This is a genomic window from Ruegeria sp. YTSC002 (assembly GCF_059609845.1).
In genome coordinates this window covers 25,254-37,898 of the sequence record NZ_JBXWML010000006.1, presented here as the reverse complement: position 1 = coordinate 37,898, position 12,645 = coordinate 25,254, and the positions used below count along the sequence as shown (strand labels likewise).

Below are 12,645 nucleotides of genomic sequence, written 5' to 3'. Positions count from 1 at the left end.
AACATGTCGGAACATGACAACAAGCTAACCGTCACACGCCGCGGGATGCTGGGTGCAACTGCAACCGGCGCCGTGCTGGCCGGGACCGGTCTGGGCTCGACCCTGATGACCGCGAAACAGGCGAGCGCCGCGGCCAATGCCAATCTCGAGCCCGGCGAGCTGGACGAGTATTACGGCTTCTGGTCTTCGGGTCAGACCGGCGAGCTGCGCATCCTGGGCTTCCCGTCCATGCGCGAACTGATGCGGGTGCCGGTGTTCAACCGCTGCTCGGCTACGGGCTGGGGTCAGACCAACGAGTCACTCAAGATCATGACCGAAGGGTTGCTGCCTGAAACCAAGGAGTTTCTCGCCAAGCGCGGCATGAAGACCTATGACAACGGCGACCTTCACCACCCGCATATGTCCTTCACCGACGGCACCTATGACGGTCGCTATCTGTTCATGAACGACAAGGCCAATACCCGCGTCGCCCGTGTGCGCTGTGACGTGATGAAATGCGACAAGATCACCGAGATCCCGAACGCCAAGGCGATCCACGGTCTGCGTCCGCAGAAATTCCCGCGCACCGGCTATGTCTTTGCCAATGGTGAAGATGAAACACCGCTGGTCAACGATGGCAGCGTGCTGGATGATCCGTCGCAATACGTGAACATCTTCACCGCGCTGGACGGCGACACCATGGAAGTGGCATGGCAGGTGATCGTGTCGGGTAACCTCGACAACACCGACTGCGACTATCAGGGTAAATACGCCTATTCGACCTCGTACAACTCGGAAATGGGTATGAACCTGGCCGAGATGACCGAGAACGAGCTGGACCACGTCGTTGTCTTCAACCTCGCGGAAATCGAAGCGGGTATCGAAGCCGGTGACTATCAGGAGCTGAAAGGCGTCAAGGTTCTGGACGGCCGCAAGGGTCAGAACAAGAAGTACACCCGCTACATCCCGATCCCGAACTCGCCGCACGGTATCAACACCGCGCCGGACGGCAAGCACGTCTGCATCAACGGTAAGCTGTCGCCGACCGTGTCGATCATGGATGTGACCAAGCTGGACGCCCTGTTCGAAAGCGATGCCGACCCGCGGTCCTGCATCGTGGGTGAACCGCAGCTGGGTCTTGGCCCGCTTCACACCGCCTATGACGGTCAGGGCAACGCGTTCACCACGCTGTTCCTGGACAGCCAGATCGTGAAGTGGAACATCGATAAAGCAATCGAAGCGTACGGTGGTGCTGATGTGGACCCGATCATCTCGAAGGTCGACGTGCACTATCAGCCGGGCCACAATTCGACTTCCATGGGCGAGACCAAGGATGCCGACGGCAAGTGGCTGATTTCGATGAACAAGTTCTCGAAAGACCGGTTCTTGAACGTGGGTCCGCTGAAGCCCGAGAACGAACAGCTGATCGACATTTCGTCGGATGAGATGAAAGTGGTGCATGACGGCCCCACCTTTGCCGAACCGCACGATTCGATCATCGTTCGCAGCGACATCGTAAACCCGGTCAACGTCTGGGATCGCAACGATGTTACCTGGGAAGACGCCCGCAAACAGGCCGAAGCCGATGGCATCGATCTGGAAGAAGGTGCGGAAGAACCGATCCGGGACGGCAACAAGGTACGCGTCTACATGACCTCGCAGGCGCCGACCTTCAGCCTTGAGAAGTTCACCGTCAAACAGGGCGACGAGGTGACGGTCTACATCACCAACCTGGATGACGTGGACGACGTGACCCACGGCTTCTGCCTGGGCAACTACGGCATCGCGATGGAAGTCGCACCGCTGGCAACCGCCTCGGTCACCTTCACCGCTGACCGTCCGGGCGTGCACTGGTTCTATTGCCAGTGGTTCTGCCACGCGCTGCACATGGAAATGCGCGGCCGGATGCTGGTCGAACCGCAAGGAGCATAACCCATGCGTTGGCCCCTGCTCATACCGCTCCTGCTCGGCTCGCCCCTTTGGGCGGCGGACTGGGATGTGCCCAACCGGGCGGGGGCCATCAATGAAACACTGGCGCAGGCGGCGGATGGAGACACCCTCCGCCTGAGCCCCGGCGTCTATGCCGAACATCTGGTTCTGGACCGGCCCGTCACCATCGACGGGCAGGGCCAGGCCACCATTGACGGGCAAGGCATCGGCAGCGTCATCACCGTGACCGGGCCGGGCGTGACCGTGCGCGGTCTGACTGTGATCGGCTCGGGCTCAAGTCATGACGGGATCGACAGCGGAATCCAACTGACCAAGACGGCCCGCGCGCCGGTGGTCGAAGACAATGTGCTGCTGGGCAATCTTTACGGCATCGACATTCACGGTGCCAAGGACAGCATCGTGCGCGGCAATCGGATCGAAGGGCGTCAGGACCAGCGGATGAATGACCGCGGCAATGGCGTCTATGTCTGGAATGCACCGGGCGCGGTGGTCGAGGGCAATGACATCCGCTATGGGCGCGACGGGATCTTCGTGAACTCGTCCAAGAAGAACACCTTTACAGGCAACCTGTTCCGCGACCTTCGGTTCGCGGTGCACTACATGTATGCCGACAATTCAGTGGTCAGCGACAATGTCTCGATCGGCAACGATCTGGGCTATGCGGTCATGTTCACGACCAATGTGAAGGTCGCAGACAACGTCTCGATCGGTGACCGTGAACATGGCGTGATGCTGAACTACGCCAACAAGAGTGAGATCACCGGAAACGTGGTGATCGGCGCCAAGGAAAAGTGCACCTTCCTTTATAACTCCAACAAGAACGAATTCACCGACAACTGGTTCCAGGGATGCGGCATCGGCATCCACTTCACCGCCGGCAGCGAACGCAACCGCATCGTTGGCAATTCCTTCATCGGAAACCGGACACAGGTGAAATACGTCTCGACCAAATGGGTCGAGTGGTCGGAAGACGGGCGCGGCAACTACTGGTCCGATTTTGCCGCCTATGATGTGGATGGCAACGGCATCGCCGATGCCCCCTATCGCCCGAATGACAGTATGGACCATGTGCTGTGGACCCAACCCGCAGCCAAACTGCTGCTCGGCTCTCCTGCCGTGCAGCTGGTGCGCTGGTCGCAATCCGCCTTTCCGGCACTGTTGCCCGGTGGCGTGATGGACAGCAATCCATTGATGCAACCCCCTGAACCCCCAGCTATGAAAAAGGTGCCTCATGACGGATAAGGCCCTGACTATTGACCATGTCAGCAAGGACCGGGGCAAAACCCGCGTTCTTGACGATATCACCCTGTCTCTTGCCCCCGGTCAGCGCGTTGCGCTGCTGGGCCATAACGGCGCAGGCAAGTCGACCCTGATCAAATCCATCCTTGGCCTGACGCCGATCCAAGGCGGAGCAATTCGGATCGGAGACGCCACCCCCGGCAGCGCCCAGGCGCGGCGGGAAACGGCGTATCTGCCCGAGGCGGTCTCGTTTCATCCCGCATTGACCGGGCGCGAGCAACTGACCCTGTTTGCAAAATTGTCCGGCGCCGGGGCGGATGTGGCTGGCCTGCTGGAGCGCGTAGGTCTGAGCGATGCGCTGGATCGCCGGATCGGCACCTATTCCAAAGGGATGCGACAACGTCTGGGTCTGGCACAGGTGCTGCTGGGTCAACCGAAAGTGGCTTTGCTGGACGAACCTACCAGTGGATTGGACCCGATCTCGCGCCAGGACCTCTATGCCATCATTGACGAGTTGGCCGCGCAGGGCATCGCCGTGCTGATCGCCAGCCACGCACTGACCGAGGTCGAGGCCCGTACCGACCGGATCGCAATCATGCGCAAGGGCCGGATGGTGGCTGATGATACGCTGAACAATCTGTCGGCCCTTGCAGGCCTGCCGATCCGTCTGAAAGTGCGCGCTAGCGCCAACGCCGATGCCTTGGCTGCTGAATTGGGCGGCAACCGGATCAACGGTGCGTTGGTGGAACTGCTTTGCACCCCCGCTGACAAGATGGAGGCTCTGCGCCGCATCGCCGGAATGGGCGACGCGGTCGCGGATGTGGAAATGACCCCGCCCAAGCTTGAAGATCTCTATCGTCACTACGCGCAGGAGGGATTGCAATGACCCGCTTTCTCGCCATCACCCGTACCGAAATGCTGATCCTGCGCCGCAACCGCTGGTTGCTGGTCGCCACGGTTATCATGGTGCTGTTCGCATTGGCGCTGACCTTTGCGGGCAGCGCGCCTACCGGCACGCTGGGCGTTGACATGCTGACCGTTTCGGTTGCGTCGATGACCACGCTTTCGGTCTACCTCGCGCCCCTTCTGGCGCTGATGATCTCGTTCGACGCCATCGCCGGTGACGTGGACCGGGGCAGCCTGTCACTGCTGTTGTCCTACCCTGCAGGGCGCGGAGAAATCCTGTTGGGCAAATTCACCGCACACCTTGCAGCGCTGGCCTTCGCCATGACGGTCGGTTTCGGTACCGCCGGCGCGGTGGCGGCCTTCTTTGGTGGTGCCGGGCCGGAAAGCCTGATGGCGTTGGTCCGTCTCATCCTCACATCCATCCTTCTGGGCGCCGTGTTTCTGGCGCTGGGATACCTGCTGTCTGCTCTGGCTAAGGGGGCTACGGCGGCGGCAGGTCTGTCGGCCGGGCTCTGGCTGGTTTTTGTTGTCCTCTATGATCTGGGCCTGTTGGGGGCTGTCGTCATGGACAAGGGCGGCACCTTTACCCAATCCGTCTTTCCATGGGTGATGGTGGCCAACCCGGCCGACGCATTCCGTCTGTGGAACATCGCCGCGACCGAAGGAGTCGCAATGGCTTCGGGCATGACCGGGGCCGCGCAGGCCCTGCCTGTGTGGGCCGCGCCGGCATCTTTGTTGATCTGGCCAGTGATCGGTTTTGCCCTCGCGCGGCTTGCATTCCGGAGGGTCGAGCCATGAAACCTCTCGTTCTGGTTGCCCTGATCGCGTTGGCGGCCTGCAAGGAAGACCTGGCCGAAGCCCCCGATCCGGTGGATCTGACCCCGGACGCGCTGAGCTATTTCTGCCAGATGAACATCGCCGAGCACGGCGGCCCCAAGGGCCAGATCCATCTGAAGGGATATCCCGCACCGCTGTTCTTCGCGCAGGTGCGCGACATGGTGGCATATCTCAAAAGCCCTGAGCGTGATGCCGACATCACAGCCGTCTATGTCAGCGACATGGGCATTGCGCCAAGCTGGCGGCAGCCGGGTATCTCGAACTGGATCGCCGCGGATGACGCGACCTTTGTTGTTGGCGCCAATGTGGCGGGCGGCATGGGTGCGCGCGAAGTGGTGCCATTTGCCGATCCTGCCGATGCTCAGGCATTCATTGAGATTTACGGCGGGACGGCACTGGGCCTTCCGGACATCCCGGATACCGAAGTGCTTGGCCCTGTCGATCTTGAACTGTCATTGGAGACCCCCGTATGACCGCCCTGTCCCGCCGCCGATTTCTGATCATCTCAGCCGCCTGCGCTGCGGCCACACCGGCCGCAGCCTCTGACGCGCGTTGGCACGGCACCGCGCTGGGTGCCGCTGCAAGCCTGCGTTTGGTCGGGCTGACGGATGTCGAAGCTGCACCCATCATAGCCGCCGTTGAGACCGAGGTTGCCCGGCTGGAAGAGATTTTCAGCCTGTATCGCCCGCAATCGCAGCTCAGCCGGTTGAATCGCGACGGTGTTCTGACGGCGCCTGCTCCTGAATTGTTGAACGTGCTGAGTCTCTGCACCGCGCTGCATCAGGCATCGGATGGCGCCTTTGATCCGAGCATTCAGCCCCTTTGGTATGCATTGGCTACGGGCGCGCGCGCTGACGATCTGGTTGAAGTTCAACAGGCAATAGGCTGGGAAAGAGTATCTTTCGACGTCTCGGCCATTCGCCTTCCGGTGCCCGGAAAATCCGCGCTGACGTTGAACGGTATTGCGCAGGGCGCGATCACTGATCGGATCGCCGCACTGCTGCGTGGCTTTGGTCTGAGTGATGTTATGGTTGATTTGGGGGAAATAGCCGCCCTGGGCGCGCGTGGCGACGGTGCGCCCTGGAAAGTTGGATTGGCGGCGCCGGACCAAACGGTTCTGAAACGAATTGAATTGAGCGATCGGGCAGTGGCGACATCTTCAACGCTGGCGACTCAGCTCAGCCCGGGGGTCGGGCACATCATTACCCTGGATGGGCCCTCAAGCCACGACAGGACCGTTTCGGTTTCTGCCCCGGAAGCGGCACTCGCGGATGGGCTGTCCACTGCACTTTGCGCGGCATCCGCCGACAAAGCGAGTGAGATCGTAGTACGTTTCCCCGACGCCCGTATCGAGTTGAACGTATGACGAACAGGTAGAAATCTCAGCCCGATCAAAAAAAATTCGCGAAAAGTATGATATAGGTCAATTCGTGCGCTGCTGAAGGCAGCTAGGAAGTAAAGACGCGAACCTATCTATCCAAATACGAGTCGCCAGCCATGAGCCAGTTGACAACCAGACGCGCTTTTCTAAGCGCGCGTGTCCTGCGGGAGGACCCTGATGCGATCCGTCCGCCGGGGGCAGTCGCAACTGGTTTCGGCGATTTGTGCACGCGTTGCGAAGATTGCGCCGCGGCTTGTCCCGAAGACATCATTACATTCGACGACAGCGGTTTCCCCGTTCTGGACCTGTCCGCAGGCGGTTGCACCTTGTGTGGTGACTGCGCTGACATTTGCCCGACACCGGCGTTGCTGCCCGAACGCGTTGCCGAGTGGCCATGGCGCGCGCAGGTCGACGACGCAAGCTGCCTGTCGACGAACGGCGTAAGCTGCCGTCTGTGTCAGGACAATTGCGAACAGGATGCCATCCGTTTTCGCCTGCAACTGGGCGGACGCGCGGAACCGGCGCTTGAAACAGAAACCTGCATCGGCTGCGGAAGCTGTTCCTCCGCCTGCCCCGCCGGGGCGATCGTGATGCACCGCCCCACCCTACAACACCCGGAGGTGAACCAATGAACATCTGTGGCTGCCTGGTCCACATCGCCCCCGATTACACCGATGCCGCACGCGCGGCGATGGCCGGAACCCAGGGCGTCGAGCTTCATGCCGAAGCCGAGGACGGCCGTTTCGTAGTTGTTGTCGAGGATACGGCCGACCGGCTGGCCTCGGACACCATCATGGATCTGCACCAGATCCCCGGAGTGATCTCACTGTCACTGACTTATCACCATTTCGAAGATCTCGCGGAGACGGCTCCGCGTCCTGATGCTCCAAGCCAACCGTCCAGCAGGAGGCCCATGCAATGACCATCTCTGAATCCCGTCGTACATTCCTGAAAGCGTCCGCAGCGGCAGCCACTGCCTCGGCTGCGGGCATTCCCATGGCCGCAGGTCAGGCCAGCGCTCAGGTCGGCGCACCCGATATTCGCTGGGACAAGGCTGCCTGCCGGTTCTGTGGCACAGGCTGTTCGGTTCTGGTGGGCACCAAGGACGGCCGCGTGGTCGCGACGCAAGGTGACCCGGACGCACCGGTGAACCGGGGCCTGAACTGTATCAAGGGCTATTTCCTGTCCAAGATCATGTACGGCAAAGACCGCCTGACCACTCCGCTTCTGCGCAAGACCAACGGCCAGTATGACAAGAATGGTGAGTTCGAGCCGGTCAGCTGGGATGAAGCCTTCGACGTGATGGCCGCCAAATGGAAAGAGGCCCTTGCCAAGAAAGGTCCGACCAGCGTGGGCATGTTCGGCTCGGGGCAGTGGACGGTCTGGGAAGGCTATGCCGCCGCCAAGATGATGAAGGCCGGGTTCCGGTCGAACAACATTGATCCCAATGCGCGTCACTGCATGGCCTCGGCCGTGGTTGGTTTCATGCGCACCTTCGGCATTGACGAGCCGATGGGGTGCTATGACGACCTTGAGCACGCCGACACCTTCGTGCTGTGGGGGTCGAACATGGCCGAGATGCACCCGATCCTGTGGTCGCGCCTGACCGACACCCGCCTGACGAAACCGGGTTGCGAAGTGCATGTGCTGTCGACTTTCGAACACCGCTCGTTCGAGCTGGCCGACAATGGCATGGTGTTCAAACCGCAAACCGATCTGGCGATCCTGAACTATATCGCCAATTACATCATCCAGAATGGTGCGGTGAACGAAGAGTTCGTCAAGAACCACGTCAACATCACCAAAACCGCCACCGATATCGGTTACGGCCTGCGGGAGAACAACCCCCTGCAACAAGAGGCTGAAAACCCGAACTCGGGCAAGTTGGAGCCGATCAGCTTCGAGGAATATGCCGAGGCCGTTTCGAAATACACGCTGGAATACACCTCGGAGCTGTCCGGTGTTCCGGCTGACAAGCTGGAGCGTCTGGCCAAGCAATATGCCGACCCCGACCGCAAGGTGATGAGCCTGTGGACCATGGGCTTCAACCAGCATACCCGCGGGTCCTGGGTGAACTCGCTGATGTACAACGTGCACCTGCTGGTGGGCAAGATTTCGGAACCCGGCAACTCGCCCTTCTCGCTGACTGGTCAGCCGTCGGCCTGCGGTACCGCGCGCGAGGTTGGCACCTTTGCGCACCGCCTGCCCGCCGACATGGTGGTCATGAATGACAAGCACCGCGAGATTTGCGAAACCGCCTGGAATGTGCCTGCGGGCACCATTCCGGCCAAGCCCGGCTTCCACGCCGTGCTGCAACACCGCAAGCTGAAGGATGGCGATCTGAACGCCTATTGGGTTCAGTGCACCAACAACATGCAGGCTGCGCCGAACATCAACGAGGAAGGCTATCCGGGCTATCGCAACCCGGAAAACTTCATCACTGTTTCAGACCCCTACCCGACGGTCACTGCGGTTTCCGCCGACCTGATCCTGCCCACCGCCATGTGGGTCGAGAAGGAAGGCGCCTATGGCAACGCCGAGCGCCGCACCCAGTTCTGGCGGCAACAGGTCAAGGCCCCGGGCGAGGCCAAATCGGACCTGTGGCAGGTGATGGAGTTCTCGAAGCGCTTCACCGTCGAAGAGGTCTGGGGCGAAGAATTGCTGGCCACCATGCCCGAGCACCGCGGCAAGACCATGTATGACGTCCTGTTTGCCAATGGAAGCGTCGACAAGTTCCCGCTGTCGGAAACCGCCGAAGGCTTTGACAATGACGAATCCGAGCATTTCGGCTTTTACGTGCAGAAAGGTCTGTTCGAGGAATACGCCAACTTCGGGCGCGGCCATGCGCACGATCTGGCACCCTTCGAAACCTATCACCAGGCCCGCGGTCTGCGCTGGCCGGTCGTGGACGGCAAGGAAACGCTCTATCGTTTCCGCGAGGGTTATGACCCCTACGTGTCCGAGGGTGCCGGCGTGGAATTCTATGGCCACAAGGATGGCAAGGCCAAGATCATCTTTGCGCCCTATGAACCTGCGGCAGAAGAGCCGGACGAAGAGTTCGATCTGTGGCTGTGCACCGGTCGCGTGCTGGAACACTGGCATTCAGGGTCGATGACACGCCGGGTGCCGGAACTGCACCGCGCCTACCCCGCCGCCGTGGTCTACATGCATCCGCAGGACGCCAAGGATCGCGGCTTGCGCAGGGGCCAGGAGATTGTTCTGTCAACCCGTCGCGGCGAGGTTACCAGCCGTGTCGAAACCCGGGGTCGGAACAAGGTGCCGCGCGGTCTGGTCTTCATGCCCTGGTTCGACGAAAGCCAGCTGACCAACAAGTTGACGTTGGATGCGACCTGCCCGCTGTCGAAAGAGACCGATTTCAAGAAGTGCGCATGTAAAGTCGAGCGCGCGTAACCAGAAAGGATCGTAGGGGTCGTTCCCATGTCTCTTGTCGATAAACCCCTTTCGCCGCAGCGGCGCCGGTTCCTTCAGGACTCGGCGCGGGCGGCGGGCGGCTGCGTGGTCGCCGGATCGTTGCTGGCCTATCTGGCCCGCGACGCCCGCGCCCTGCCGGCCGATGCCTTGCGCCCGCCCGGCGCATTGCCGGAGAAAGAGTTCCTGTCAGCCTGCATCCGTTGCGGTCTATGCGTGCGGGACTGCCCGTACGATACCCTGAAACTGGCCGAGCTCGGCTCGGATGCGGTGGCGACGGGAACACCATTCTTCACCGCCCGGGATGTTCCCTGCGAAATGTGCGACGACATTCCGTGTGTCGCTGCATGTCCGACCGGGGCACTTGACCCCGGGCTGGAGAATATAGACGACGCCGAAATGGGGACTGCCGTACTGGTCGACCAAGAAAACTGCCTGAATTTCCTCGGTCTGCGTTGCGACGTCTGTTACCGCGTCTGCCCCGTCATTGACGAGGCGATCACTTTGGAGACGGCGCACAATACCCGGTCGGGTCATCATGCGTTATTCATTCCCACCGTCCATGCCGACCACTGTACGGGTTGCGGCATGTGCGAAAAAAGCTGTGTTCTGCCCGAGGCCGCCATCAAGGTTCTGCCTGCCCGGCTGGCGCGCGGCAGCTCGGCAGAGCATTACCGTAAGGGGTGGGAGGAAAAGGCCGCCAAAGGTGCGCCGGTCGTCGAGGGGATCATCGATCTGCCCGACCGTTTGCCGGGGCCGGGAACCGACAATCTTGCCGCACCCGGCGGGTTTGCGCCGGAATATGATCTGCCGGGGGTGGGACAATGAGTGCCCGCACACATATGCCCGTAGGTCAGGAGGCCGTTGAAGGCAAAGGGTGGATCGGGGCGCATCGTTTTTTGCTGATGCGTCGTGCAAGTCAGCTGTTCTTTCTGGTTCTGTTTCTGCTGGGCCCATGGTTCGGCATCTGGATTGTCGAGGGCACTTTGGCGGGGTCACTGACGCTTGGCGTGTTGCCGTTGACCGATCCGTTCATCTTGTTGCAAAGCTTCGTCGCGGGCCATTGGCCCGAGGTGACCGCGCTGATCGGTGGGCTGATCGTTCTGGTGGTCTATGCCCTGATTGGCGGGCGTGTCTATTGTTCCTGGGTTTGCCCGATAAATCCGGTAACGGACGCGGCCAATTGGGTGCATCGCAAATTGGACCTGCCGAAAGGCTGGCAACCCAAGCGCGGCACCCGGCTGTGGATTCTGGCAACCGTGCTGCTGGTCTCGGGCCTGAGTGGCGTCATCGCGTGGGAGCTGGTCAACCCGATCACCATGCTGCATCGCGGGCTGGTATTCGGCATGGGCTTTGTCTGGGCCATGATCGCGGCCATCTTCGTGTTTGACGTATTCGTCTCACGCCATGGCTGGTGTGGCCATCTGTGCCCCGTGGGCGCGTTCTACGGGCTGATCGGGTCGAAAAGCCTGCTGCGGGTCAGTGCAGCCAATCGCACGGCCTGTGATGACTGTATGGATTGCTATGCGGTCTGTCCTGAAAACCAGGTGATCTCACCCGCGCTGAAAGGCAAGCCGGGAAGCTCGCCCCTGATCCTGTCACCTGACTGCACAAACTGCGGGCGCTGCATCGATGTCTGCGCAGTCGACGTCTTCAACTTTACTCACCGGTTCGACGACCATGTCGTTCAACCTTCCGATCCAGTTGCCGCGCCTGAGCCGCGCGCTGCCAGACCTATCTAGGGGAGTGCCAAGATGAAAAGAACAATCGTTACAGGCGGAATTGCCCTTCTACCCGTAGTGTTGCTGAGCGGATGGGCCCTTGCGCAATCCGCACAGGTCGAATCCCTGCGCGGGGCCGGCGTTGACGAGCCGGTGCCACTGGATCAGATCCACCGCAACGTCGAAGGGCGGCAGCAGCGCAATTATCGCCAGCAGCCACCGTTGATCCCCCATTCGGTCGAACAATACCAGATCGACGTTCGGACCAACCAATGCCTGTCCTGTCATGACTGGACCAAGGCGGGCGAGCGCAACGCACCGACCCTGTCGATGACCCACTACCTGGATCGCGATGGCAACGAACTGGATAAGATTGCCGGAACCCGGTACTTCTGCAATCAGTGCCACGTACCGCAGGCGGACGCACCGCCGCTGGTCGACAACGTGTTCCAGCCCTCCGCCGGCAACTGATCCAACGCAAGACTGAAAGGAGCACCGACATGGCAGACTCCCCTGAAAAACGCGGCTTGCTTGGTCGCCTCTGGAACGCGATCTGGACACCGGCAGTGATGTTCAGTTCGGGCTTTCTGATCCTCGCCGGTTTTCTGGCCGGTATCCTGTTCTGGGGTGGGTTTCACTGGACGCTGGAACTGACCAACACCGAAGAGTTCTGTGTGTCCTGTCACACGATGGAAACGAACCTGGGCGAGTATCGCGAGACGGTCCACTACAACAACCACTCGGGCGTGCGTGCGATCTGTTCCGATTGCCACGTTCCGGATGAGTGGAACCACAAGATCAAAGCCAAGATCATGGCCGTGAAGGACGTCTATCATGAACTGGCGGGCACGATCAGCACACCCGAGAAGTACGAGGAACATCGCCTGGCGATGGCCTCGGCCGTGTGGAAGAAGATGAAAGCGTCTGACAGCCGCGAGTGCCGCAACTGTCACAACTTTGACTACATGGACTTCACCATTCAGGAAACACGCGCCGCGTCGGAACACCAACGCGCCATTGACAGCGGCATGACCTGTATCGATTGCCACCAGGGCATCGCCCACAGCCTGCCACCCAACTACCTGGAAACATACGAAAAGGTGACTGCCGCACTGGAAGAGGAAGATGCGCAGGAGCACGCTGCTGCCACGGGTGACGACATCCGCGATTTCCTGAACAACAGCTCGAATTGATGTGGGGGCA

13 protein-coding genes are annotated in these 12,645 nt (G+C 60.8%); all 13 read left to right on the top strand.

What is annotated here, in order from left to right:
* Nucleotides 1–3: 3 nt before the first annotated feature.
* Nucleotides 4–1,911 carry a TAT-dependent nitrous-oxide reductase gene (gene nosZ, locus AC2FFD_RS12985; protein ID WP_496873263.1) on the top strand — a complete coding sequence of 636 codons (1,908 nt, stop codon included), beginning with the start codon at nt 4–6 and terminating at the stop codon, nt 1,909–1,911.
* A gap of 3 nt (nt 1,912–1,914) precedes the next feature.
* On the top strand, nt 1,915–3,171 hold the full coding sequence (locus AC2FFD_RS12980; protein ID WP_496873262.1) for a nitrous oxide reductase family maturation protein NosD: 1,257 nt from the start codon (nt 1,915–1,917) through the stop codon (nt 3,169–3,171).
* The gene (locus AC2FFD_RS12975) at nt 3,161–4,054 is read left to right on the top strand and encodes an ABC transporter ATP-binding protein (RefSeq protein ID WP_496873261.1); all 894 of its coding nucleotides are present in this window, start codon (nt 3,161–3,163) and stop codon (nt 4,052–4,054) included. The genes AC2FFD_RS12980 and AC2FFD_RS12975 overlap by 11 nt, the downstream gene beginning before the upstream one ends.
* Nucleotides 4,051–4,872 carry an ABC transporter permease gene (locus tag AC2FFD_RS12970; protein ID WP_170345491.1) on the top strand — a complete coding sequence of 274 codons (822 nt, stop codon included), beginning with the start codon at nt 4,051–4,053 and terminating at the stop codon, nt 4,870–4,872. Before AC2FFD_RS12975 ends, AC2FFD_RS12970 begins: the two co-directional genes overlap by 4 nt.
* Nucleotides 4,869–5,384 (top strand): nitrous oxide reductase accessory protein NosL, encoded by a 516-nt coding sequence (locus AC2FFD_RS12965; RefSeq protein ID WP_170345492.1) that lies wholly within the window; start codon nt 4,869–4,871, stop codon nt 5,382–5,384. Before AC2FFD_RS12970 ends, AC2FFD_RS12965 begins: the two co-directional genes overlap by 4 nt.
* Entirely contained in the window at nt 5,381–6,277 is an 897-nt protein-coding gene (locus AC2FFD_RS12960) for an FAD:protein FMN transferase (RefSeq protein ID WP_496873260.1), read from the top strand. The genes AC2FFD_RS12965 and AC2FFD_RS12960 overlap by 4 nt, the downstream gene beginning before the upstream one ends.
* Before the next feature lie 131 nt (nt 6,278–6,408).
* Complete coding sequence (napF, locus tag AC2FFD_RS12955; protein WP_496873259.1) at nt 6,409–6,924, top strand: ferredoxin-type protein NapF; 516 nt, start codon at nt 6,409–6,411, stop codon at nt 6,922–6,924.
* Nucleotides 6,921–7,214, top strand: coding sequence for a chaperone NapD (locus AC2FFD_RS12950; RefSeq protein ID WP_170345495.1), 294 nt, complete (start codon nt 6,921–6,923; stop codon nt 7,212–7,214). The genes napF and AC2FFD_RS12950 overlap by 4 nt, the downstream gene beginning before the upstream one ends.
* The gene (gene napA / locus AC2FFD_RS12945) at nt 7,211–9,703 is read left to right on the top strand and encodes a nitrate reductase catalytic subunit NapA (protein ID WP_425079529.1); all 2,493 of its coding nucleotides are present in this window, start codon (nt 7,211–7,213) and stop codon (nt 9,701–9,703) included. The genes AC2FFD_RS12950 and napA overlap by 4 nt, the downstream gene beginning before the upstream one ends.
* A gap of 27 nt (nt 9,704–9,730) precedes the next feature.
* Nucleotides 9,731–10,549 carry a ferredoxin-type protein NapG gene (gene napG, locus AC2FFD_RS12940; RefSeq protein ID WP_257601354.1) on the top strand — a complete coding sequence of 273 codons (819 nt, stop codon included), beginning with the start codon at nt 9,731–9,733 and terminating at the stop codon, nt 10,547–10,549.
* Nucleotides 10,546–11,463 (top strand): quinol dehydrogenase ferredoxin subunit NapH, encoded by a 918-nt coding sequence (gene napH / locus AC2FFD_RS12935; protein ID WP_257601353.1) that lies wholly within the window; start codon nt 10,546–10,548, stop codon nt 11,461–11,463. The genes napG and napH overlap by 4 nt, the downstream gene beginning before the upstream one ends.
* Before the next feature lie 12 nt (nt 11,464–11,475).
* The gene (locus AC2FFD_RS12930) at nt 11,476–11,913 is read left to right on the top strand and encodes a nitrate reductase cytochrome c-type subunit (RefSeq protein WP_170345499.1); all 438 of its coding nucleotides are present in this window, start codon (nt 11,476–11,478) and stop codon (nt 11,911–11,913) included.
* Nucleotides 11,914–11,942: 29 nt separating this feature from the next.
* A complete protein-coding gene (locus tag AC2FFD_RS12925; protein ID WP_170345500.1) occupies nt 11,943–12,635 on the top strand; it encodes a NapC/NirT family cytochrome c in 693 nt (230 codons plus the stop codon).
* Nucleotides 12,636–12,645 lie beyond the last annotated feature (10 nt).

Excerpts from the sequence above, each read along its gene's own strand:
- napG (WP_257601354.1), top strand. The coding sequence starts at position 9,731 with ATGTCTCTTGTCGATAAACCCCTTTCGCCGCAGCGGCGCCGGTTCCTT.
- AC2FFD_RS12970 (WP_170345491.1), top strand. The coding sequence starts at position 4,051 with ATGACCCGCTTTCTCGCCATCACCCGTACCGAAATGCTGATCCTGCGC.
- AC2FFD_RS12950 (WP_170345495.1), top strand. The coding sequence starts at position 6,921 with ATGAACATCTGTGGCTGCCTGGTCCACATCGCCCCCGATTACACCGAT.
- napH (WP_257601353.1), top strand. The coding sequence starts at position 10,546 with ATGAGTGCCCGCACACATATGCCCGTAGGTCAGGAGGCCGTTGAAGGC.
- napF (WP_496873259.1), top strand. The coding sequence starts at position 6,409 with ATGAGCCAGTTGACAACCAGACGCGCTTTTCTAAGCGCGCGTGTCCTG.
- AC2FFD_RS12930 (WP_170345499.1), top strand. The coding sequence starts at position 11,476 with ATGAAAAGAACAATCGTTACAGGCGGAATTGCCCTTCTACCCGTAGTG.
- AC2FFD_RS12980 (WP_496873262.1), top strand. The coding sequence starts at position 1,915 with ATGCGTTGGCCCCTGCTCATACCGCTCCTGCTCGGCTCGCCCCTTTGG.
- AC2FFD_RS12975 (WP_496873261.1), top strand. The coding sequence starts at position 3,161 with ATGACGGATAAGGCCCTGACTATTGACCATGTCAGCAAGGACCGGGGC.
- AC2FFD_RS12960 (WP_496873260.1), top strand. The coding sequence starts at position 5,381 with ATGACCGCCCTGTCCCGCCGCCGATTTCTGATCATCTCAGCCGCCTGC.
- AC2FFD_RS12925 (WP_170345500.1), top strand. The coding sequence starts at position 11,943 with ATGGCAGACTCCCCTGAAAAACGCGGCTTGCTTGGTCGCCTCTGGAAC.
- nosZ (WP_496873263.1), top strand. The coding sequence starts at position 4 with ATGTCGGAACATGACAACAAGCTAACCGTCACACGCCGCGGGATGCTG.
- AC2FFD_RS12965 (WP_170345492.1), top strand. The coding sequence starts at position 4,869 with ATGAAACCTCTCGTTCTGGTTGCCCTGATCGCGTTGGCGGCCTGCAAG.
- napA (WP_425079529.1), top strand. The coding sequence starts at position 7,211 with ATGACCATCTCTGAATCCCGTCGTACATTCCTGAAAGCGTCCGCAGCG.